This is a genomic window from Salinisphaera dokdonensis CL-ES53 (genome assembly GCF_040361215.1).
In the GTDB taxonomy this organism is placed as follows: Bacteria; Pseudomonadota; Gammaproteobacteria; order Nevskiales; family Salinisphaeraceae; genus Salinisphaera; species Salinisphaera dokdonensis.
Map to the genome: position 1 here is coordinate 728,364 of NZ_APND01000001.1, position 21,227 is coordinate 749,590.

General features: G+C 64.2%; 19 protein-coding genes and 1 tRNA gene. 5 read left to right on the plus strand and 15 right to left on the minus strand.

The features are described 5' to 3' along the window. Positions 1-41: 41 nt before the first annotated feature. Complete coding sequence (locus tag SADO_RS03345) at positions 42-1,418, minus strand: CmpA/NrtA family ABC transporter substrate-binding protein (RefSeq protein ID WP_353109202.1); 1,377 nt, start codon at positions 1,416-1,418, stop codon at positions 42-44. Between the two features lie 355 nt (positions 1,419-1,773). Then, positions 1,774-2,343 (minus strand): ANTAR domain-containing response regulator, encoded by a 570-nt coding sequence (locus tag SADO_RS03350; protein ID WP_353109204.1) that lies wholly within the window; start codon positions 2,341-2,343, stop codon positions 1,774-1,776. Here SADO_RS03350 and SADO_RS03355 point away from each other — a divergent pair. Then, positions 2,342-2,767, plus strand: a complete 426-nt coding sequence (locus SADO_RS03355; protein WP_353109206.1) for a hypothetical protein — start codon at positions 2,342-2,344, stop codon at positions 2,765-2,767. The two genes, SADO_RS03350 and SADO_RS03355, sit on opposite strands and share 2 nt — an antisense overlap. A gap of 764 nt (positions 2,768-3,531) precedes the next feature. On the opposite strand, the gene SADO_RS03360 is transcribed toward SADO_RS03355, so the two are convergent. From SADO_RS03360 to SADO_RS03420, 13 genes are all read right to left on the minus strand, one after another. Next, positions 3,532-3,605: transfer RNA gene (locus SADO_RS03360), tRNA-Gln, on the minus strand. A gap of 53 nt (positions 3,606-3,658) precedes the next feature. After that, positions 3,659-4,051 carry a 30S ribosomal protein S9 gene (gene rpsI / locus SADO_RS03365; protein WP_353109208.1) on the minus strand — a complete coding sequence of 131 codons (393 nt, stop codon included), beginning with the start codon at positions 4,049-4,051 and terminating at the stop codon, positions 3,659-3,661. Between the two features lie 3 nt (positions 4,052-4,054). Further along, positions 4,055-4,483: a 50S ribosomal protein L13 gene (rplM, locus tag SADO_RS03370; protein WP_353109209.1), complete on the minus strand. Its 429-nt coding sequence runs from the start codon at positions 4,481-4,483 to the stop codon at positions 4,055-4,057. Positions 4,484-4,596: 113 nt separating this feature from the next. Continuing rightward, positions 4,597-5,184 (minus strand): nitroreductase family protein, encoded by a 588-nt coding sequence (locus SADO_RS03375; protein ID WP_353109210.1) that lies wholly within the window; start codon positions 5,182-5,184, stop codon positions 4,597-4,599. Positions 5,185-5,220: 36 nt separating this feature from the next. Next, entirely contained in the window at positions 5,221-5,766 is a 546-nt protein-coding gene (locus tag SADO_RS03380; RefSeq protein WP_353109212.1) for an LPS-assembly lipoprotein LptE, read from the minus strand. Between the two features lie 8 nt (positions 5,767-5,774). After that, positions 5,775-8,213 carry a leucine--tRNA ligase gene (leuS, locus tag SADO_RS03385; protein ID WP_353109213.1) on the minus strand — a complete coding sequence of 813 codons (2,439 nt, stop codon included), beginning with the start codon at positions 8,211-8,213 and terminating at the stop codon, positions 5,775-5,777. A gap of 101 nt (positions 8,214-8,314) precedes the next feature. Then, the gene (lnt, locus tag SADO_RS03390; RefSeq protein WP_353109214.1) at positions 8,315-9,841 is read right to left on the minus strand and encodes an apolipoprotein N-acyltransferase; all 1,527 of its coding nucleotides are present in this window, start codon (positions 9,839-9,841) and stop codon (positions 8,315-8,317) included. A 2-nt stretch (positions 9,842-9,843) separates the two neighbouring features. Continuing rightward, on the minus strand, positions 9,844-10,704 hold the full coding sequence (locus SADO_RS03395) for a CorC family transporter (RefSeq protein WP_353109216.1): 861 nt from the start codon (positions 10,702-10,704) through the stop codon (positions 9,844-9,846). A gap of 54 nt (positions 10,705-10,758) precedes the next feature. Next, positions 10,759-11,232, minus strand: a complete 474-nt coding sequence (gene ybeY / locus SADO_RS03400) for an rRNA maturation RNase YbeY (RefSeq protein ID WP_353109218.1) — start codon at positions 11,230-11,232, stop codon at positions 10,759-10,761. Between the two features lie 6 nt (positions 11,233-11,238). Then, positions 11,239-12,222 (minus strand): PhoH family protein, encoded by a 984-nt coding sequence (locus tag SADO_RS03405; protein ID WP_353109220.1) that lies wholly within the window; start codon positions 12,220-12,222, stop codon positions 11,239-11,241. Positions 12,223-12,289: 67 nt separating this feature from the next. Then, positions 12,290-13,672, minus strand: coding sequence for a tRNA (N6-isopentenyl adenosine(37)-C2)-methylthiotransferase MiaB (gene miaB / locus SADO_RS03410; protein WP_353109222.1), 1,383 nt, complete (start codon positions 13,670-13,672; stop codon positions 12,290-12,292). A gap of 281 nt (positions 13,673-13,953) precedes the next feature. After that, positions 13,954-14,511 carry a single-stranded DNA-binding protein gene (gene ssb, locus SADO_RS03415; protein WP_353109223.1) on the minus strand — a complete coding sequence of 186 codons (558 nt, stop codon included), beginning with the start codon at positions 14,509-14,511 and terminating at the stop codon, positions 13,954-13,956. Between the two features lie 37 nt (positions 14,512-14,548). Then, entirely contained in the window at positions 14,549-15,913 is a 1,365-nt protein-coding gene (locus SADO_RS03420; protein ID WP_353109225.1) for an MFS transporter, read from the minus strand. 217 nt (positions 15,914-16,130) lie between these two features. Between SADO_RS03420 and uvrA the strand changes: the two genes are divergently transcribed. The 4 genes from uvrA (at position 16,131) to SADO_RS03440 (ending at position 21,221) form a co-directional block, all read left to right on the plus strand. Beyond that, complete coding sequence (gene uvrA, locus SADO_RS03425) at positions 16,131-19,094, plus strand: excinuclease ABC subunit UvrA (RefSeq protein ID WP_353109226.1); 2,964 nt, start codon at positions 16,131-16,133, stop codon at positions 19,092-19,094. A gap of 155 nt (positions 19,095-19,249) precedes the next feature. Beyond that, positions 19,250-19,858, plus strand: a complete 609-nt coding sequence (locus tag SADO_RS03430) for a hypothetical protein (protein WP_353109227.1) — start codon at positions 19,250-19,252, stop codon at positions 19,856-19,858. Positions 19,859-19,866: 8 nt separating this feature from the next. Next, complete coding sequence (locus tag SADO_RS03435) at positions 19,867-20,571, plus strand: TVP38/TMEM64 family protein (protein WP_353109229.1); 705 nt, start codon at positions 19,867-19,869, stop codon at positions 20,569-20,571. Beyond that, positions 20,565-21,221, plus strand: coding sequence for a hypothetical protein (locus SADO_RS03440; protein ID WP_353109230.1), 657 nt, complete (start codon positions 20,565-20,567; stop codon positions 21,219-21,221). The genes SADO_RS03435 and SADO_RS03440 overlap by 7 nt, the downstream gene beginning before the upstream one ends. Positions 21,222-21,227: the final 6 nt, after the last annotated feature.

The following is a 21,227-nucleotide window of genomic DNA, read 5'->3' on the forward strand; positions in this document are numbered from 1 at the left end:
TTAAATAGGAATAGGCAATCGAATGGGCGAAGGCGAACGCGCTAGCCCAGGGCGGTCGCGCGGCGCCCGCCGGCGACCGGTGCGTCCAGCGAAGAATTGAGGGCGGCCAGTCTTGTCAGCAGCGCAGGCGAGATGGCGGGCGCTGTGTCATCGAGATGGCCGACCAGGTCAGCCGGATCGAACACGCGGGCGTCGAGGAATCGATCCGACGCCATCTCGATCGCCCCGCCTTCGCGGGCCGCGATCGACCACGGCCCCGCGTGGGCGCCCTCGGTCTTGTGATCACGATCGGGGCAGGCAATGCCGAGCGGCGCGACGGCTTCGCGATAGATATCCGAGCGATAGACGCCGGCGGCGGTGGCGCCAATATCGATCGCCTCGCCGAGCTGGCCCCAGCGCAGCATTTCGGCGATGAGCCACATCGCATGCGAGCGCCAGGGAAAGGTCGCCGCGTGGCGATGAAAAACGTTGAAATACGGCGCCGGCCTGGGCGCGGCGCCGGGCCGGTAGCAGAACCGGCCGGTTAACGTGCGCCGGATCACTTCGACCGGCGCATCCACATACTCGGGCGCGGCGATGGCTTCGGCAGCCGCTTCGCGGTTGTCGTGGCCATCGAGCCAGGCGGCGGTGCGCACCAGCGCGCGAATCAATGCGCGATGGGTACGCGGATGGGCTTCGGCCCATTCATGGGTCACGCCCAGCACCTTCTCGGGCGCGTTGTTCCAGATCTCGTAACCGGTGATCACCGCATGCCCGAGCCCGGCACGTACCGCCATCTGATTCCACGGCTCACCCACGCAATAACCGGCCAGACGACCGGCCTGCAGATTGGCGACCATGCGCGCCGGCGGCACCACGATCAGGCGTACATCGCGATCCGGATCGATCCCGGCTGCGAACAGCCAGTAGCGCAGCTGATAGTTGTGCGCTGAGGCCGGATGGACCATGCCGAAGGTCAGTGGCGCGAGCCCGACTGCGCGATCGGCCTCGATCACACGGCGCAGCGCCTCGGCGCTGCACGGGCGGGCCGACATCGCCTGCGGGTCAGCCGCCTGCATGCGTTCGTAAAGCGCACTGGAAAGCGTTATCGCATTGCCGTTCAGCCCGAGCGACAAGGCGGTCACCATCTCGTGCGGTGGCGCGCCCACGCCTAGCGTCGAGGCGATCGGCATGCCGGCCAGCATCTGGGCGCCGTCGAGCAGGCCGAGCGCAACCTTGTCGCGGATCGCGGCCCACGACGCCTCGCGCGACAGCGCGACGTCCAGGCCTTCGGCGGCGAAAAAACCGGCTTCGCTCGCCATCACCAGCGGTGCGCAGTCGTTGAGTGCGATGAAACCGAGTTTGAGACGCGTGCGCTCCAGGCCGGCGCCGGTGGCGCGTCCGCTACGACCGAAAGTCGCTTCATGCCATGTCGTCATCGTCGGTCCGCCTCTTGTCGGATATGCGTCGTTTTGGGCGCGCATAAAAAAAGCCCGGCTGCAGGCGGTCGAATCGAACGCTTGCTTAACCGGACTTCGTTGTCCTGAACAGGTTGTATCGCGCCGTGCCGCTACTACCGATCAAACTGGAAAGGCCGCAGCGCCTCTTGAACGCGTAGCAAGGGTGTAGCGAGAACCGTGCCAATCGGACGGCAGCGGCCTACGCACATTGGTGGCGCAAGGCTTGAAGCGGGTTGAACAAGAGCCGCCAGCCAATCCGCCTGCGGCGTTCGAGGCCCGCAAATGCATCTTCAACGTGCGGATGCGCACCCTATTCGTGCGCCGGCCGGCCAGTTCAGTCGGCCGTGGCCTGCACCATCACCTGACGCGCGATCTCGGGCAGCGGCAGGCCGTGATCCATCGCGGTCTTGCGCAAGCGCGTGTAGGCCTGCTTCTCGCTCAATGCGCTGCGTTCCATGAGAAGGCACTTGGCGCGGTTGATCACCTGGCGGTCGGCCAGTGTTTCCCGCGTCTGCGCCAATTCCTGTTTGAGGGACTCCATCTGCCGGTACTGGCGCATCGCCACGTCGACCAGCGAGCGCACCAGTGCCGGCGACAACCCTTCCATCACATAAGCGCTGATACCCGCTTCCGACGCCCGGGCCATAAGGCGCCGGTCATCGTTGGACGACAGCATCAGCAAGGGTTTCGGGTAGTGCTCGCCGAACGTGGCGACGTCCTCGAGCACGTCGCGCGACGGCGAGTCGGCGTCGACGATCACGGCATCGGGCGTGAGTCTTTCGACCGCCTCGTAGAGATCCGCCTCCTCGCTGACGACATCCAAGACATCGAAACCGGCATCCGCGATCACGGCACGCAAGGCAGAAAGTCGGGCGGAGTGACGATCCACGAGCAGCACACGCATGACCACTGAGACTCTCGAACAAGCAACACAACCAAGGGAGCAACAAACATGCCATCGCGCGTCCATCACCGCTTCCGACAAGCGATACACCGCCGTCGAGACAACAGGCCATGAAGCAGGCTTAGCCGTACGAGCTAACGTCTTAAGAAATCATGCTATTTCGCTTCATGACACAACGTTTCACAAATTTGGAATTTTCGATTATCGTTCTATACTCCGTTACGACAACTGTTCTCCAATGTTCGGGGCGATGGCGATTGTGGAGGTATTCCTAGCTCTTCTATGTCTGGCAACCGCCTGCGGCGCCGCCGTCTGGGTGGTCGTCAGGCGCCGCGCGAATCGCCGCTACGTGGAGATCACCTATCGCCGCATGAAAGGCGAGCGGATCAAGCGCAATCACGGACCTCCGAATTTGAGTCTCTAGCATTCCGACCTCGGATTCTCGCGCCCCTTCTCAGCGCGCTCGTCGAACCGAGAGATTCGAGCCAGCTTCTCTGTTCCGGCTAATTCCGAAAAAAATCCGCTGGTGGGCGGATTTGTGTGGGCGATAGTTCGACAAGAACGGCTTCGTTAGCCACCGACAGACCTCAACATCAAGAGTGCTCGTGGCTTCGCCGCTCGGCCCTTTGGGCCCAGTTTGGCTTTGCCAAACTGTCCTCGCGAGCTTCGCTCGCTCGTCGAACCAAGGGGTGCGAACCAAGACCTCTCCCCCAGTCGACACCCATAAAAAAGCCCGCCATGAGGCGGGCTTTGGGTTCGTCGATCGCTCAATACGGGCGGCTTCGTTACCGACCGATGGGCTTCAACACTCGGATTGCTCGCGGCTTCGCCGCTCGGCCCTGCGGGCCCAGTCGGGCTACGCCCGACTGTCCTCGCGAGCTTCGCTCGCTCGTCGAACCAAGGGGTTCGAACCAAGACCTCTCCCCCAGCCCGCACCCATAAAAAAGCCCGCCATGAGGCGGGCTTTGGGTGCGCTGGCGATTGAACCTGCACGTTTTTGTTAGAGAACGACGGGCTGCAACTCTCGGATTGCTCGGCGCTGCGCACCTCGGCCCTTCGGGCCCAGTTTGGCTTTGCCAAACTGTCCTCGCGAGCTTCGCTCGCTCGTCGAACCAAGGAGTGCGAACCAAGATCTCTCCCCCAGCCAGCACCCATAAAAAAGCCCGCCATGAGGCGGGCTTTGGGTGCTGGCTGGGGGAGAGGGATTCGAACCCCCGTTGGCGGAGTCAGAGTCCGCAGTCCTACCACTAGACGATCCCCCAACAAACTGGGACGACCGCTCGCCGGGCAGGCGGCGAGCGGTCGGCAATCGTCGCTAGCGCTTGGAGTACTGCGGCGATTTGCGGGCCTTGTGCAGGCCGATCTTCTTGCGCTCGACCTTACGAGCGTCGCGAGTCATGTAACCCGCGGCGCGCAGCGGCGCGCGCATCATCTCATCGTACTGCACCAGCGCACGGGACAGTCCGTGGCGGATGGCGCCGGCCTGACCGTTCGGGCCGCCGCCGGCGACCGTGACGTTGATGTCGAAACGGCCTGTGGCGTCCGTGGCTTCCAGCGCTTGGCGCACGATCATGCGCGAGGTCGGACGGCCGAAGTAGTCGTCCAGCGACTTCTTGTTGACCGTGATCTGGCCACTGCCCGGCTTGATGAAGACACGGGCGGTCGCGGTCTTGCGACGGCCGGTTCCGTAGGCTTGTTCGGTTGCCATCTACTAAATCTCCAGCGTCTGCGGCTGCTGTGCGGTATGCGGATGCTCGGCGCCCGGATAGACGCGCAGCTTGCGGGCCATCTGACGGCCCAGCGGATTCTTGGGCAGCATGCCCTTGACCGCGTGCTCGATCACGCGCTCCGGGTGTGCCGCGAGCTGATCTTCGAGCGTGATCGACTTGAGGTTGCCGACGTAGCCCGTGAAACGGTAGTAGATCTTCTGCTGCGGCTTTTTGCCGGTGACCCGAATCTTGGAGGCGTTCACGATCACGATGTGATCGCCGACATCCATATGCGGGGTGTATTCCGGCTTGTGCTTGCCACGCAGGCGCGTGGCGACTTCCGAAGCCAGACGACCAAGTGTCTTGCCGTCGGCATCGACGACATACCAGTCACCGGGGACTTCGTCTTTCTTCGCAGAAAACGTCTTCATTGCACTGTTCCTGGACCAACGCGATTAGGCAGCCGGGCGGCTGCGAAAGCGCGCAATTCTATAGGGCGTACACGGGATTTGCAACGCCCGGATTCGGGCTCGCCATGAATGGGCTACGGACAGCGGCCCATGATCTTTTCCAAATCGGTGCGCTGGCTACGCGGATACCGCTTTGGATAGCCGTACCATAGCAGACCTACGCAGTATTCGCGCGCGGGATCGATACCCAGCGTCGGCAACAGATCAGGATGGCGGGTCGCTTCCCCGCTGATCCATTTGCTGCCCAGGCCCGCGCTGTGCAGGTAGAGCGTCAGGTTCTGAAGCGCGCAGGCACAGGCTGCGTAATCTTCGCGTGCGGTAACCGGATCGTCATTGATCTGGCAGGTCACCGCGAGCCAGCCGGGCATCTGTTGCCAGCGCTCGCGCTTTGCCGCGGCGACCTCGTCGCCCTTGCGCGCGGCTACCAGCTGCGTATTCAGATCGATGACTGCGGCCTGGCTTTGCGGCCCGAGCAGATAGAAACGCCAGGGCTGGGTCAGGTGATGATTCGGTGCCCAGCGCGCAACCTCGATCGCTTCCTGGACGATCGCCTCGTCGGGTACCTGCTCCGTGAACTGGTCGATCGTACGCCGCCCGCGTATGAACTCGGCCGCCTGGGCCGGCGTGATCGGACTGGGCGTGAGCGCGGCGCGATCGGCCATGACGAACCCTGCGATTGGAGATTGACGCGGGCGAGTCTAGAGCTTGTCGTTCGCGCTGGCCACGCGCAGCAGGATCAGGTTGGCGAGTTCCTCATGCATGCTGGTGAGGAGTTCGCGCTGTTCCTGTTCGGCACCCAGACGCTCGGTGTTGTCGAAACTGTAGTTACGACTGATCCGGAGGGTCTCGTTGCGCAGCTGGCTCGCGCCTTTGACGTCGTAGTCGAAGGACACGGCGGTGGTGAGTTCGTACTCGGCCACCCGGCCGTCCACCGGGCTCACGGAGACGATGCGCTGGCGATTCTCGATCTCTTCGATATCCAGACGTGCCGGCGCATTCGCCTGGCCAAGCACGCCGCGTTCGCGCAGCCGCTGACGCAGGGTTTCCACCAGCGGCGGATCGCCTACGCGATAGTCGTCGTTGTAGCTGACGTACATCGACTGGATGCCGTCCGGCAAAGGCGATGCGCCCTGCAGATGAAAGCCACAGCCGGCAAGCAGCATGGCGCCGGTGGCGAGCAGGACGGTCAGTGCGGCGCGCGCATTCAAGCGCCGACGGCCGGTTACAGCATTGGTCTTTTTCATAGCGCGATCTATACCACGAGATTGACGAGCTTGCCCGGCACGACGATCGTCTTCTTGATCGGTGCGCCGTCGATAAAGCGCAGCACATTGCTTTCCGACTGGGCTATCTCGGCGACCGTGCCCCGGTCAGCGGCAGCCGGTACATCGATCTTCGCGCGCACCTTGCCGTTCACCTGAACCACCAGCGTAAGCGTGTCGCGCGTCAATGCAGCGTCGTCGGCCTGCGGCCAGGCGACGTCGAGCAGCAGATCGTCGTGGCCCAGTTCGCGCCAGAGCGCATCGCAGACATGGGGCGTGATCGGCGCGAGCATCTTCACGATCGCCTCGAGCGCTTCCTGGCGCACGGCCTGCTGCTCGGCATCGCTGCCGTCGGCCCGGCCGAGCGCGTTGCACAGTTCCATGATCGCGGCGATCGCAGTATTGAAGGTGTAGCGCCGGCCGACGTCGTCGCCGACCTTGGCGATGGTCTCGTGCAGCTTGCGGCGCAGCTCGCCGGCGTCGCCTTTCGCGCTCGTGGCCGGCGCCACGGTGCCGGTTTCGACATGCTCGGCCACCAGACGCCACAAACGCTTGAGAAAGCGATTGGCGCCTTCCACGCCCGCATCCGACCACTCCAGCGACTGCTCGGGCGGCGCGGCGAACATGGTGAACAGGCGCACGGTATCCGCACCGTAGCTCTCGATCAGCGCCTGAGGATCGACCGTGTTGCCCTTGGACTTGGACATCTTGGCGCCGTCCTTGAGCACCATGCCCTGGGTGAGCAGGCGCTTGAACGGCTCACCGGCATCCGACAATCCCTCGTCGCGCATCACCTTCTGAAAGAAGCGCGCGTAGAGCAGATGCAGGATGGCGTGTTCGATACCGCCGATGTACTGGTCGACCGGCAGCCAGTAGCCGGCACGGTCGTCGAGCATGGCGTCCGCGTCCGGGCAGGCGAAACGGGCGAAATACCAGGACGATTCCATGAAGGTGTCGAAGGTATCGGTCTCACGTTTCGCGGCCTTGCCACAGCTCGGGCAATCCACGTTCACGAATTCGGGCATGTCCGGCAGCGGCGAGCCGGCGCCTTCCGGGGTTACGTCTTCCGGCAACACGACCGGCAGATCGGCTTCCGGCACCGCCACCGGGCCGCAATCATCGCAATGGATGATCGGGATCGGCGCGCCCCAGTAGCGCTGGCGCGACATGCCCCAGTCGCGCAGGCGGTACTGGGTCTTGCGCCGGGCGATGCCCTGGCCTTCCAGACGATCGGCTATATCGGCGAACGCGGTATCGAAGTCCTTCCCATCGTCCGCGGCCGAGTTGATCAGCACGCCCTTCTCGGCGCTCGCGCCCGCGCTGATATCCGGCGCGTTGCCGTCGGCGTCAGCGACCACCGGCACGATTGGCAGATCGTAGGCGGTGGCGAATTCCCAGTCGCGCTGGTCATGCGCCGGCACGCTCATCACCGCGCCCGTGCCATAGCCCATGAGCACGAAGTTGGCTACAAAGATCGGCAGCCTATCGCCGGACAGCGGATGGATCGCCTCGACCAGCAGGCGATAGCCGCGTTTGTCGCGCGTTTCCAGGCTGGCCTCGGCGGTGCCGGCCTTGCGGCATTCCTCGCAGAAAGCCGCCAGTTCGGCGTCGGTATCCGCGGCGGCGGCGACCAGCGGATGATCGGCCGCCAGCGCCATATAGGTCGCGCCGTGCAGGGTATCCGGGCGGGTCGTATAGACCGTCAGCGGCGCGTCCTGATCGGCGACGGCGAAATCGATTTCGAGGCCGGTCGAACGGCCGATCCAGTTCGACTGCATGGTCTTGACCGCGTCCGGCCAGCCGTCGAGATCGTCCAGGCCGTCGAGCAGCTCATCGGCATAGTCGGTGATACGCGCGAACCACTGCGGAATCGCGCGCTGCTCGACGATCGCGCCGGAGCGCCAGCCGCGCCCGTCGACCACCTGCTCGTTGGCGAGCACGGTCTGATCGACCGGATCCCAGTTGACCACCGATTCCTTGCGATAGACCAAGCCCTTCTCGAACAGCTTGGTGAACAGCCACTGCTCCCAGCGGTAGTAGCTCGGGTCACAGGTGGCCAGTTCGCGCGACCAGTCGTACGCAAAGCCCAGCCGCTGCAGCTGGCCGCGCATGTAGTCGATGTTCTCGCGCGTCCATTTCGCCGGCGGCACGCCGTTCTTGATGGCCGCGTTCTCGGCGGGCAGGCCGAAGGCATCCCAGCCCATGGGCTGCAGCACGTTCCTGCCGCACATGCGCTGATAGCGTGAGATCACGTCGCCGATGGTGTAGTTGCGCACATGGCCCATGTGCAGCTTGCCGCTCGGGTACGGAAACATCGACAGGCAATAGAATTTTTCGCGGGCGTCGCGCGTGACCTCAAAGGCGCGGTGGTCGCGCCAGCGGGCCTGCACATCGGCCTCGATTGCATCGAAACGGTAGGTGGAATCCATTGGCGACTATCGATCGGGCGGTCGAAAAACAGCGGGCAAGTGTACTGCGTCGCTTGCCGCTTCGCATCAGCCGGCGCGATGCGCAACCGGCTGTGAGGTGCCTACGACGCCTTACGCGGACGCCGATTGAGCAGCAGACCGGCGAGCAGGCTCAGGCCGGTAAGCAGGAAGCCGGTGATCCACAGCGGCGTATCACCAATCCGCATATAGGGCGTAAGCCCGGTGCGGGGCTGCACCTGCGATTCGATATTCGCTACCTCGAACTCGGGCGTGCGCTCACGCACCCGGCCGTCGTAATCGATGATCGCGGAGATGCCTGTGTTGGCCGCGCGCAGCATCGGCCGGCCGGCCTCGAGTGCGCGCATGCGCGCGATCTCCAGATGCTGGGCGGCCGCAGTGGTGCCGGCAAACCAGCCGTCGTTGGTGACGTTGACCAGCACGCCGGCCTGCGGCAACGCCTTGGCAATCTCATAGCCGAAGGCGTCCTCGAAACAGATCGACAGCCCAAGCTTCACGCCGCGCACATCGATCAGCGACTGGTCATCCGCGCCGAAGCCAAAGCTGCTGTAACGCATGTCGATGCCGTCGAGCCAGCTCTTGACGAAATCCGGCACGGGAAAATATTCGCCGAAAGGCACGAGATGACGCTTGTAGTACCGCCCCTCGCCCGCGCCGAGCGCGAGCACCGCGTTGTAATACGGGGCGTCGGCGCCTTCGTGGACGAGCACGCCAGCGAGCACGGTCTGGTCACGCTTGCCGGCAAGCTGGGTGATATCCGCGAGGTATGGCTCGACCTGATTGGCCGGTGCCGGGATCGCCACCTCTGGCCATACGACCAGATCCGCATTCGAGCGCTCGGTCATCGACCGGTAACGCTCGAGCGTCGTCGGGAAGGTGTCGCGCTGCCACTTGATCGCCTGATCGAAGTTGCCCTGCACCACATCCACGCTGATCGGCTCGCCGTCCGGCCGGGTCCATTCCATGGCCGGCGGCGTGTACCACAGGCCCAGCGGCGTAAGCGCGATGAGCACGACCGCGATCGCCCGCGCGGCCAGCGAGCCGGCGAACAGCAGCGTGACGATGCCGGCGCTGATCATCATGAGTACGCCGAGGAAATACACGCCGCCGATCGGCGCCAGCGATGTCACCGGCGCATCAATGAGCGAGTAACCCAGCGACAGCCAGGGAAAGCCGGTCATCACCCAGCTGCGCACCAGTTCGGCGAGCAGCCAGGCGCCGGGCAGAACGACAATCGCCCAGAGCGTGCGCGGCAGGCGCCGCGTGAAGCCGGCCAGCGCACCTACAAACGCCGGGTAAAGCGACATATAGACGGTGAGCAGGCAGACGAGGCCGATCGCCATCGGCAGCGGCGCGCCGCCGTAGTAGTAGGTGGACACGAAGGTCCAGTAGATGCCGGTGCCGAAATGGGCCAGCCCGAACACGAAACCGCGCCAGGCACCGCGGCCGGTCGTCGCCGGCCACCAAAGCGCGATCAGGCCGACCAGCGCGAGGAAGGTCAGCCCGTAATAACCGAACGGCGCGAAGCCGAGCGTGGCCGCCGCGCCCAGCAGCGCGGGCAGCAGCAGATCAAGCAGCAGGCTAAGGCCGACGGTCTTTGCCTTCGACATTCCTATTCGGATGCCTCCGGCAGAATCGTCATCTGGAACAGGTGGATACGCCGCGAATCGGCGCGCTGCACGTTGAACTGGAAGCGGTCGATGATGGTCGTCTCGCCGCGCTTGGGCATATGCCCGAACTCGTGCACCACCAGCCCGCCGATGGTGTCGAAGTCCTCGTCCGAGAACTCGGTCTCGAAGTATTCGTTGAATTCCTCGACCGGCGTGAGGCTGCGAATAAGAAAACGATTCTTCTCTTGGCGCAGGATGTTCGCGCCCTCGGCCTGGTCGTATTCGTCGTCGATATCACCGACGATCTGTTCGAGCGCGTCTTCGATCGTGACCAATCCGGCCACGCCGCCGTATTCATCCACGACCACGGCCATGTGGTTGCGCGAAGCCTTGAACTCCTTGAGCAACACGTTGACGCGCTTGGACTCGGGCACGTACACCGCCGGGCGCAGCACCGAGGCCAGCTCGAAATTGTCGCCGTCGTTGCCGGACTCGGCCAGCTGGAGCATGTCCTTGGCGAGCAGGATGCCGACCACTTCGTCGCGCGACTCGCCGATCACCGGAAAGCGCGAATGGCCGGACTCGATGGCACTGGAGAGCACGTCCACCGCGGCGGCGTCGGATTCGACCACTACCATCTGCGAGCGCGGAATCATGATGTCGCGCACCTGCTGCTCCGACACCTTCAATACGCCCTGCATCATCCACAGCGCATCGATATCGAGAAGACCGTTCTCCTGCGCCTCCTTGAGCACGGTGACCAGTTCATCGCGGTCGCGCGGCGGGCCGGCGAGGCTCATGCCGATCTGTCGCAGCCAGTTTCCGCTGTTCCGACTCTGGTCGCTGTCGTCGTCGTCGCTCATTGGCTTGCGGCCAGAACCGCATCCTCCCTTGTTATGAATAGCGGCCCGCAGCCGTCAGATTGCTGTGTCGCGCTCGCGATACGGGTCGTCGTGACCCAATCCGGCCATGATCCGGCGTTCCAGCGCTTCCATGGTTTCAGCTTCATCGTCGCCGATGTGATCGTAGCCGAGCAAGTGCAGCACACCGTGCACGACCATATGACATAGATGCACGTCGACCGACTTGTGCTGTTCGCCAGCCTCGCGCTCGATCACCGGCATACAGATCACCAGATCACCGAGCACCACCAGCCCCGGCAGTTCGGCGCCCGCCGGAAACGACAGCACGTTGGTCGCATAAGGCTTGTCGCGATACTGGCCGTTGAGCTCCGCGGACTCGGCCTCGTCAACCAACCGCACGGCGATCTCGTAGACCGGCTCGTCGTCCTGTTCGGCGCCGCGCAGGGCCGCGACGGCGGCCGCCTCGAGAGCGTCCGTGTCGACGGCTTCTATACCGGGCGCGCAATCCAGCGCGAGTTCGACATTCATGCGGTGCTAGCTGTCGCCCTGAGCGGCTTCGCTTTCGCGGTCGTAAGCCTGGACGATGCGCTGAACCAGCGGGTGGCGGACCACGTCGCGGGCCGAGAACTTGGTCACGCTGATGCCCTCGATACCGTTGAGGAGCCGGACGGCATGACGCAGCCCGGACTTCTTCGCGACCGGCAGGTCGACCTGGGTCATGTCGCCGGTGACCACCGCGGTGGAACCGAAGCCGATACGGGTGAGGAACATCTTCATCTGTTCGACGGTGGTGTTCTGCGCCTCGTCAAGGATGATGAACGCCTCGTTGAGCGTACGACCACGCATATAGGCCAGCGGCGCGATCTCGATCACGTTGCGCTCGATCAGCCGCCCCACGCGGTCGAAGCCGAGCATTTCATAGAGCGCGTCGTAGAGCGGACGCAGGTAGGGGTCGATCTTCTGGGCCAGATCGCCAGGCAGAAAGCCCAGCCGTTCGCCGGCCTCCACCGCCGGGCGCACCAGCAGCAGACGCCGCACGCGTTCGGACTCGAGCGCATCGACCGCTGCGGCCACCGCCAGATAGGTCTTGCCGGTACCGGCCGGGCCGATGCCGAAATTCAGGTCGTTCTCGGCCAGGTTGGCCAGATAACGGCGCTGGCTCGGCCCACGGCCGCGAACCAGCCCGAGCCGGGTCTTGATCACGACATCCTTGGCGGACTGCTCGTCCTCGGGTTCGCCCTTGCGCTCACGCTCGGCGGTGCGCGCCACGATATGCACGCGCTCCGGGTCGATCGCGCCGGCAGCCGTCGCGCTGTACAGCTCGTTGAGGGTATCGATCGCGGCCTCGCTCGAGACCGCTTCGCCTTCCACCTGGAATTGATGACCGCGGTTGTGCACCTGCACGCCGAGCGTGCGCTCGATCAGGCGCAGGTGTTCGTCCTGCGGGCCGCACAGATGTGCCAGCCGCGTGGTGTCCGGCGGCGTGAGTTCCAGGGACTTACGGATATTTTCGCTCAAGATGACTCGTCGGTTGTGCCGGGCTTTGCGCCGCGCGGCGTTGACTGTAGTGCGGTCGGCGTCGCTGTCAGCCCGCCGCGGCGGCCAGATCCGGCGTGGCCGGCTCGGGCTCGATCACGGACACGCGTCCACGCAGGGAGTTGTCCAGCGCTTCGGTAATCTCGATCTCGATGAAGTGCCCGACCATGCGCGGATGGCCGTCGAAGTTAACCCAGCGATTGGAATCGGTGCGCCCGGCCATCTGGCCACCACCGCGCTTGGATTCACGCTCGACCAGAACACGCTGGGTGGTACCGACCATGCCCTGCATGTATTGCCGGTTGAAGTCGCCGATGCGCGCCTGCAGGCGCGCAAGGCGTTCTTTCTTGACCTCGCGCGGCGTGTCGTCGGTCATGTCGGCCGCCGGCGTGCCGGGGCGCTTGCTGTAGACGAACGAGAAAGCGGCATCGAAGCCGATGTCCTCGACCAGCTGCATGGTCTGCTCGAACTCTTCCTCGCCCTCACCCGGATGGCCGACGATGATGTCGGTTGACAAGCTGATGTCCGGGCGCACTTCGCGCAGCTTCGCGATGCGCTCACGAAAATGCTCGGCCGTGTAGCCGCGCTTCATCTGCTCCAGCACCGCATCCGAACCGGACTGCACCGGTAGATGCAGATAGTTGGCGAGCTTGGGCACGCGGGCATAAGCCTCAATCAGCGCATCCGAAAATTCCAGCGGATGGCTGGTGGTGTAGCGGATACGCTCGATACCTTCGATCTCGGCCACGAACTCGACCAGCATCGCCAGATCACAGACCGAACCGTCTTCCATCGGCCCGCGATAACCGTTGACGTTCTGTCCCAGCAGGGTGATTTCCTTAACGCCCTGCTCCGCCAACTCCGCGACTTCCAGAATCACGTCGTCGAACGGTCGCGAGATCTCCTCGCCGCGGGTATACGGCACCACGCAGAAGCTGCAGTACTTGGAGCAGCCTTCCATGATCGACACGAACGCGGTCGCGCCTTCGGCCTTGGCCGGCGGCATATGATCGAACTTGTCGATCTCCGGAAAGGCGATATCGACGATGCCGGCGCCGTTGTCCTGCACGGCGTCGAGCATCTCCGGCAGCCGGTGCAGCGTCTGCGGGCCGAACACCATGTCGACATATGGCGCGCGTTCGCGGATGGCATGGCCTTCCTGAGATGCCACACAGCCGCCCACGCCGATCACGAGATCTGGGCGTTCTGCCTTGAGCTCGCGCCAGCGGCCGAGCTGCGAGAACACCTTCTCGGCCGCTTTTTCGCGCACGGAGCAGGTGTTCAGGAGAATGACGTCGGCTTCTTCCGGCGTATTGACGCGCTCGGCGCCGCGCTGCTTGCGCAGCACTTCCACCATCTTGGCCGAGTCGTACTCGTTCATCTGGCAGCCCCAGGTCTGAACGAAGACTTTGGGTTGGGTCGTGCTGGTCATGACCGTTCGTGCCCATTTCGGGCGAATTCAAGCAAGCCTAATATTGTAACCCACACCACAAAACCTGGCGCCTGTCGAGACGCATGGGCCGACCAGTAGGCCGAAATCCTTCTTCTCCCTTCGTCGGGCGCGTGTAGCGGTCGCCGACATGGCCGCGGCGCCAGTCTTAGCCGGAGGTTCGGCCCGACCCTCAATCGAATACGCCGTCCAGCGGAGAGCGCCGAAACAACAAGGCCCGCGCTTGGCGGGCCTCGTGGCACTCGATCTGCGGAGCGACGATCCTAGAAGGGAATATCGTCGTCCAGGTCGTCGTCGAAGCCCGGATCGCCGCCGGCCGGCTCGCGCTGCGGCGGCTGGTAGGACTGCTGGCCACCGCGACCCTGGCCCTGACCTCCGCCGCCCTGGCCTTGGCCGTAGCCGCCACCGCCGCCCTGCTGTTGCGGGCGCTGCTGCTGGCCGCCGCCACCGCCGAAGGGCGCGCTGCCGCCACCGCCGCCGCCCTTGGAATCGAGCATCTGCATCTCGTTGCCGACAATCTCGGTGGTGTACTGATCGACACCGTCCTTGTTCTGCCACTTGCGAGTCTGGATACGACCCTCGACATAGATCTTCGAACCCTTACGCAGGTATTCGCCCGCGACCTCGGCCAAGCGCGCGAAGAACACCACGCGGTGCCATTCGGTGCGCTCCTGCATTTCGCCGCTGGACTTGTCGCGCCAGGTATCGGAGGTGGCTACGTTCACGTTGGTCACCGCGGTGCCGCCGGCGGTATAGCGCGTTTCCGGGTCGGCGCCTAGATTGCCGATCAGAATCGCCTTGTTTATGCCTCTACTTGCCATTGCAACACTCCATCGATGATTGGATCGCCGACACGCTTCAGGCTCGCGCGGGCCGGTGGGAAAATGCGTCGAGATCGACCGCGTCTGCCTGTGCGCTGTCGACCTTTATATAGGCCACGCCCTCGTCGAGGACAACTGCCGCTTCGACCACCCCGGGCTGTGCCGTCAGCCGGGCTTCCAGCGCCGCGGCCTCGTCGGCGTCGCGCACGTCCACACTGATCATGCGCGTCTGCGTGAAGCGCGGCGGCTTCATGGTTACCGCCACCACGAACCATAGCAGCGCCACGATCGCCGAGAAAACGAAGACGCCTGCCGCCCCCGCCAGACCATAGGCCCAGCCGCCGAGCGTTCCGCCGACGAAGATGCCGAAGAACTGCGAACTGGAGTAGACACCCATCGCCGTGCCCTTGGCATCGGCGGGCGCGGCCTTGGAAATCAGCGACGGCAAGCTGGCCTCCATGATGTTGAAGGCCGCAAAGAAAAGGATGAGCACAACCACGAGCTCGACCAAGCTGGTATGCCACATCAACAGCGCGATCTGGCTAAGCCCTAAGGTGACGACGGCGCCGACGAATACCGATTTCATGCGCCGCTTGGCTTCGGCAAGAATGATCATCGGGATCATGATTACGACCGAAGCCGCAAGCACCGGCAGATAGACCATCCAGAGTTCGTTCTCGCCCACGCCGACCACGTCACGCAGCAGCACCGGCACGGCGATGAAGCTGGCGGTCAGCATGGCGTGCAGCGCGAAGATGCCGAAGTCCAGCCGCAGCAGCTGGCTGTCGGTGAGCACGCGCTTGAACATCGCCGGCACGGCGCCGGTATCACGGTGCGATTGCAGCTTGGCCGGCTGCGGGGTGACGCCGTAGAGCACGGCAATGCCGACCAGCGCCATCACTGCAGTCGCCCAGAAAATGCCGGATACGCCGACCACCGCGTTCAATAGCGGGCCGAGCACCAGCGCGAGCGCGAACGACAGGCCGATCGTCATGCCGATAACGGCCATGGTCTTGGTGCGTACTTCTTCACGGGTGAGATCGGCGCCCAGCGCCAGGATCACCGAACCGACCGCGCCCGCCCCTTGCAGGATGCGCCCGGCGATCACGCCGTAGATGCTGCCCGACAGGGCCGCGACCACGCTGCCGGCGGCAAAGATGACCAGCCCGATGGCGATCATGCGCTTGCGCCCGAAACGGTCGGAGAGCATGCCAAAAGGGATCTGCAGCAGCGCCTGGGTGAGCCCGTAAGCGCCCAGCGCGAGACCGACGGTAAGCGGCGTCGACCCGTCCAGGTGCTTCGCGTAGAAGGCGAACACCGGGTAGATCATGAACAGGCCGAGCATGCGCAGGGAAAAGATCCCTGCCAGGGAGAATGCCGCCCGGGTCTCGAATCGGGTCATGAAGAAACTCTTGCCAGCGTTGTGCCGCGGTTGCCGATACCCGTGACCACGGCGCATGGATGCGCGATCCGGCACCGCTGAACCGTCGACTGGCGGCGCCAATCAGACGGCGAAGTCTAGCATAGGGCTAGGGCACGGCCCCGCCGTTGCACGTTTTGTGGCGTGCTTGCCGCGCTGCGTATACTCGACGGTTATTCTCATTCCCTGTGCCCGATTCATGGACAGTATCCGCATACGCGGTGCACGCACGCACAATCTGAAAAACATCGACGTCGACCTGCCGCGCGACAAGCTCATCGTGATCACCGGTCTGTCCGGTTCCGGCAAGTCGAGCCTGGCTTTCGACACGGTCTATGCCGAAGGCCAGCGGCGTTATGTCGAGTCGCTGTCGGCCTATGCGCGGCAGTTTCTGTCGATGATGGAAAAGCCGGACCTCGATTCCATCGAGGGCCTATCGCCGGCGATTTCAATCGAACAGAAATCGACCTCGCACAACCCGCGCTCGACGGTGGGCACGGTCACCGAGATCCACGATTACCTGCGCCTGCTCTATGCGCGCGCCGGCACGCCCTTCTGCCCCGATCACGACGAGCCGCTGACCGCCCAGACCGTCTCACAGATGGTCGACCAGACGCTGGAAAAAGAGGACGAGTCCGCGTGGATGCTGCTCGCGCCGGTGATCCGTTCGCGCAAGGGCGAGCACCGCGACGTGTTCGAGCAGATGCGCGGCCAGGGCTTCGTGCGCATGCGCGTGGACGGCGAGATCATCGAGATCGACGAAGTGCCGACTCTCGATCCGAAGAAGAAGCACGATATCGAAGTGGTGGTCGACCGCTTCAAGATCCGCGACGGCATCCAGCAGCGCTTGGCCGAATCCTTCGAGACTGCCCTGCGATTATCCGAAGGCATCGCCTGGATCCTGCCCTGGCGCGGCGAAGCCGAGCCCGAAGTGTTTTCCTCCCAGTTCGCCTGCCCGGTCTGTGGCTATTCGATCAACGACATGGAACCACGGCTGTTCTCCTTCAACTCGCCGCACGGCGCCTGTTCGGGCTGCGACGGCCTGGGTTCGCAGAGCGTGTTCGACGTCGATCGCGTGATCACCGACGACGCGCTCAGCCTCGCCGGCGGCGCGGTGCGCGGCTGGGATCGGCGCAATCCCTATTTCTTCGGCCTGATCCAGTCGCTGGCCGAGGAATACGACTTCGATGTAGACACGCCTTGGCGCGACCTGCCGGAAAAAGCCCGCAACGTCATTCTTCAGGGCTCCGGCAGCAAGCGGATCGAATTCCGGTATGTAAATGCCCGCGGGCGCACGCGCGTGCGCAAGCACGCGTTCGAAGGCGTGCTCAACAACATGCAGCGCCGCTATGCCGAAACCGATTCCATGGCGGTACGCGAGGAACTGGCCAAGTATCTGTCCAACAAGCCCTGCCCGACCTGTGACGGCGCACGCCTGAACACCGCCGCCCGACATGTGCGGGTTGCCGACACCAGGCTGCCCACGATCAACGCGGCCAGCATCGCCGGCGCCCACGAGATCATCGACGCGCTCGACATCCCCGGCCATCGTGCCGAGATCGCGGCGCCGATCCTCAAGGAGATTCAGCAGCGTCTGAAATTCCTGCTCGATGTCGGCCTGAACTATCTCACCCTGTCTCGCAGCGCCGAAACGCTTTCCGGCGGCGAAGCCCAGCGTATCCGCCTGGCCAGCCAGATCGGCGCGGGTCTTGTCGGCGTGATGTACGTACTCGACGAGCCATCCATCGGCCTGCACCAGCGCGACAACCGCCGCCTGCTCAACACCCTCGAACGCCTGCGCGATCTGGGCAACACGGTGATCGTGGTCGAGCACGACGAGGACGCCATCCGCGAAGCCGAATACGTGGTCGACATGGGCCTCGGCGCGGGCGACCACGGCGGCCATGTGATTGCCGAAGGCAGCGCCGAGGACATCGCCGCGAACGAAGAGTCGCTGACGGGCCAATATCTGTCCGGCCGGCTCACGATCCCGATTCCGGCCGACCGGATCGCCTTCGACAAGACACGCGTAATCAAGATCAACGGCGCGCGCGGCAACAATCTGAAGAACGTGTCGGTCGATCTGTCCATGGGCCAGCTGACCTGCATCACCGGCGTGTCCGGCTCGGGCAAGTCCACGCTGATCAACGAGACGCTGTTCCCGGCGGCCGCGCGCCAGGTCAATCGGGCGGTGGCCCGTGCCGCGCCGGTCACATCGATCGATGGTCTGGAACACCTCGACAAAGTCATCGATATCAACCAGGCGCCGATCGGGCGCACGCCGCGTTCCAACCCGGCGACCTACACCGGCCTGTTCGGCACCATCCGCGAGCTGTTCTCCAACACGCCCGAGGCGCGGGCACGCGGCTATCAGCCCGGCCGATTCTCCTTCAACGTCAAGGGCGGACGCTGCGAAGCCTGCCAAGGCGACGGCGTGATCAAGGTGGAGATGCATTTCCTGCCGGATATCTACGTCACCTGCGATACCTGCAAGGGCGCGCGCTACAACCGCGAGACGCTGCAGGTGCACTACAAGGGCAAGACCATTTCCGACGTGCTGGAGATGCGCGTCGAGGCCGCGCTCGAGTTCTTCGCGCCTGTGCCGAGTCTCAAACGCAAGCTCGAGACGCTGATGGACGTCGGCCTGAGCTATGTGAAGCTCGGCCAGAACGCGACCACCCTGTCGGGCGGCGAAGCCCAGCGCATCAAGCTTGCCCGCGAGCTGTCCAAACGCGATACCGGGCGTACGCTCTATCTGCTCGACGAGCCGACCACCGGCCTGCATTTCCACGACATCAATCAGCTGCTCAAGGTGCTGCTGCGCCTGCGCGATGCCGGCAACGCGGTGATCGTGATCGAGCACAACCTCGACGTGATCAAGTCGGCCGACTGGCTGATCGATCTCGGTCCCGAGGGCGGCGAAGGCGGCGGCGAGATCATTGCCACCGGCACGCCCGAAGACGTAGCGAAGGTCGAGGCCTCGCATACCGGGCGTTTCCTCAAGCCGATGCTCGGCGACACCGCGCCCGGAACCGGCCACAACACCAGCGGCGACGAACGCCCCACCGGCCTGCCACCGAAAAAGGAAAAGCCGGAAAAGAAACGCCGCAAGCCGGCCGCCACCAACGGTGACGGCACGGCCCGCCGGAAGGCTTCGAGCTGATCGCCCGCGCCGGTACGCCCGAAACCGAAAGCTGAAAACCGTGGCGCCGCGAATTCTGCGGCGTCGCGCTGCGGGCTCGCCAAGGCTCATCGACACCCCATTCGGCGATGCCGTCGTGGCAAGATGCCGGAAGGCTTCTTATGCCCGGTGGCGACATGACGAAGCAGCACCGCCTCCGGCGGCTTCTTGGCTTTGGCCTGCTCGGTGCGGGCGTGGCCCTGCTGGTCGCCGGCACGGGCGTCGCGCAGATCGACGCGAACGGCGATGCCCAGCTCGACAGGCTCAACGAGGGTTACAGCCTGCTGTACGGCGATGTCTCCGGGCTGGCGAACGCGGACAAGGCCTTCCTGATCAAGTTCGAGAACGACGCCACGCAGAACGTCGTGACCGACGTCGCGGACTATATGGCCGAACTGACCGGCGAGCTGGAGCAGCTGGCTCGAGACTATCCCAGCCTGCGTCTGGATCTGGAGCCGTTACCCGAAATCGAGAAAGCGGCCCAGGACGCGGCGGCCACGGCCCGGATCAAGAGCTTCGCGCCGATCGTCGGGCGCAGCGGCGCCGATTTCGAACGCACCCTGCTGCTGACCCTGTCCGGCGCTCTGAACCAGCTGCGTCATCTCGCCCGCGTGATGGCCGAGGCCGAACGCAGCGACGCGCGACTCACCTTGCTGCAAAGCGCGCGGACCCGGCTGGACACGCTCTACGGCGAGATCGATCAGGTTCTCGTGGAACAATACTTCGCGTCCTCGAACGCCGGCTGATCACAGCCATGTCCAAGTTGCTGCAACGCATTCCGGCGGGCTACTCCCTGCTCGCACTGGCGTTGCTCCTAGTCTGCGTCACATGGATGCTGCTGCCGATCGACGTTTGGATCGAATCGATGAGCGGCTGGGTAGAACGCCAGGGCGTCTGGGGCGTGATCGTGTTCGGCCTGATCTATGCACTGGCCACCTTGCTGATGGCGCCCGGCGCGCCGATGTCGCTTGCGGCCGGGCTAATCTTCAAATGGTGGGGCGTACCGATCGTGGTCGTATCCGCGACGCTGGGCGCGATGCTCGCCTTCATGGCCGGCCGGCATCTGGCGCGCTCACGCGTCGAGCGGGCCATTGCCAAGCGGCCGCGACTGCAGGCACTAGACCGCGCCGTCGCTGCAGACGGCTGGAAGATCGTCGGCCTGTTGCGCCTGTCACCGCTGATTCCGTTCAATGCCCAGAACTATTTCTTCGGCGCTACGAACATCGGCTTCCTGCCTTTCTCGATGGCCACGGCCATCGCCATCATTCCCGGCACCGTGATGTATGTGTATCTGGGCAGCATCGGAGCAGCGACCGGTGCCGGCAACGGCGCACCGTACTGGACGCTGGTAATCGGCGGCCTTGTAGCGACCCTGGCCGTGGTCTGCCTGGTTTCGCACCGGGCACGCACGTTGCTCGCCGCGCACGGCGTCGACAACGAGGATGAATCGAAATGCTGAGACGGCACGATCTGTTTCGCACGCACCGCGGCCGCGCAGGGGTACTGGTCGCTGTTCTGGTGGCATCGCTACTGTCTGTCGGCTGCGCATCGCTTGGCGGCGACAACAAGGCGGAGAGCAATGACGCCGCACAACGCCAGGCCAATCGCGACGCGCTCAATGCCGGCTACAGCCTGCTCTACGACTCGGTATCGAGCCTGAGCGATGTCCAGAAGGTGTTCTATATCAAGATCGAAAGCGATCCGGTGGAGCGCGTGATCGGCGAGATCTCGACTTATGCCGCGGCCTTGCAGGCCGATCTGGAGCGTATCGCGCAAGACTATCCGGCCGTTCGGATCGACCTCGACCCGCTGCCGGAAATCGAGAAACGCAAGCGCGCATCGATCAGCTCGGACACGCGCAAATCGCTCGCGCCGCTGGTCGGCAAGACCGGCACCGCGTTTGAACGCAAGCTCCTGCTGGCGGCTTCGGGGGCACTCAATCAGCTGATGTTCCAGTGCCGGGTAATGGCCGAACGCGAGCCAGTGGACTCGTTACGTCAGGTGCTGCTCGACGCCGAAAAACGTTTTGCAGCGCTCTACGACGAAGACGTGAGGCTGCTCAATGAACGCTATTTCCGCCACGACACCTACACGCCGGGCAAGAAGTAGCCACGC

Bases quoted from the DNA above. Each gene is read 5' to 3' on its own strand.
- SADO_RS03350 (WP_353109204.1), bottom strand. From the start codon at position 2,343: ATGCGTGTGCTGCTCGTGGATCGTCACTCCGCCCGACTTTCTGCCTTG.
- SADO_RS03375 (WP_353109210.1), bottom strand. From the start codon at position 5,184: ATGGCCGATCGCGCCGCGCTCACGCCCAGTCCGATCACGCCGGCCCAG.
- SADO_RS03345 (WP_353109202.1), bottom strand. From the start codon at position 1,418: ATGACGACATGGCATGAAGCGACTTTCGGTCGTAGCGGACGCGCCACC.
- lnt (WP_353109214.1), bottom strand. From the start codon at position 9,841: ATGTCGAAGGCAAAGACCGTCGGCCTTAGCCTGCTGCTTGATCTGCTG.
- SADO_RS03430 (WP_353109227.1), top strand. From the start codon at position 19,250: ATGACGAAGCAGCACCGCCTCCGGCGGCTTCTTGGCTTTGGCCTGCTC.
- rplM (WP_353109209.1), bottom strand. From the start codon at position 4,483: ATGAAGACGTTTTCTGCGAAGAAAGACGAAGTCCCCGGTGACTGGTAT.
- SADO_RS03435 (WP_353109229.1), top strand. From the start codon at position 19,867: ATGTCCAAGTTGCTGCAACGCATTCCGGCGGGCTACTCCCTGCTCGCA.
- ssb (WP_353109223.1), bottom strand. From the start codon at position 14,511: ATGGCAAGTAGAGGCATAAACAAGGCGATTCTGATCGGCAATCTAGGC.
- SADO_RS03380 (WP_353109212.1), bottom strand. From the start codon at position 5,766: ATGAAAAAGACCAATGCTGTAACCGGCCGTCGGCGCTTGAATGCGCGC.
- SADO_RS03440 (WP_353109230.1), top strand. From the start codon at position 20,565: ATGCTGAGACGGCACGATCTGTTTCGCACGCACCGCGGCCGCGCAGGG.
- miaB (WP_353109222.1), bottom strand. From the start codon at position 13,672: ATGACCAGCACGACCCAACCCAAAGTCTTCGTTCAGACCTGGGGCTGC.
- rpsI (WP_353109208.1), bottom strand. From the start codon at position 4,051: ATGGCAACCGAACAAGCCTACGGAACCGGCCGTCGCAAGACCGCGACC.
- uvrA (WP_353109226.1), top strand. From the start codon at position 16,131: ATGGACAGTATCCGCATACGCGGTGCACGCACGCACAATCTGAAAAAC.
- SADO_RS03355 (WP_353109206.1), top strand. From the start codon at position 2,342: ATGACCACTGAGACTCTCGAACAAGCAACACAACCAAGGGAGCAACAA.
- SADO_RS03420 (WP_353109225.1), bottom strand. From the start codon at position 15,913: ATGACCCGATTCGAGACCCGGGCGGCATTCTCCCTGGCAGGGATCTTT.
- SADO_RS03395 (WP_353109216.1), bottom strand. From the start codon at position 10,704: ATGAGCGACGACGACGACAGCGACCAGAGTCGGAACAGCGGAAACTGG.
- ybeY (WP_353109218.1), bottom strand. From the start codon at position 11,232: ATGAATGTCGAACTCGCGCTGGATTGCGCGCCCGGTATAGAAGCCGTC.
- leuS (WP_353109213.1), bottom strand. From the start codon at position 8,213: ATGGATTCCACCTACCGTTTCGATGCAATCGAGGCCGATGTGCAGGCC.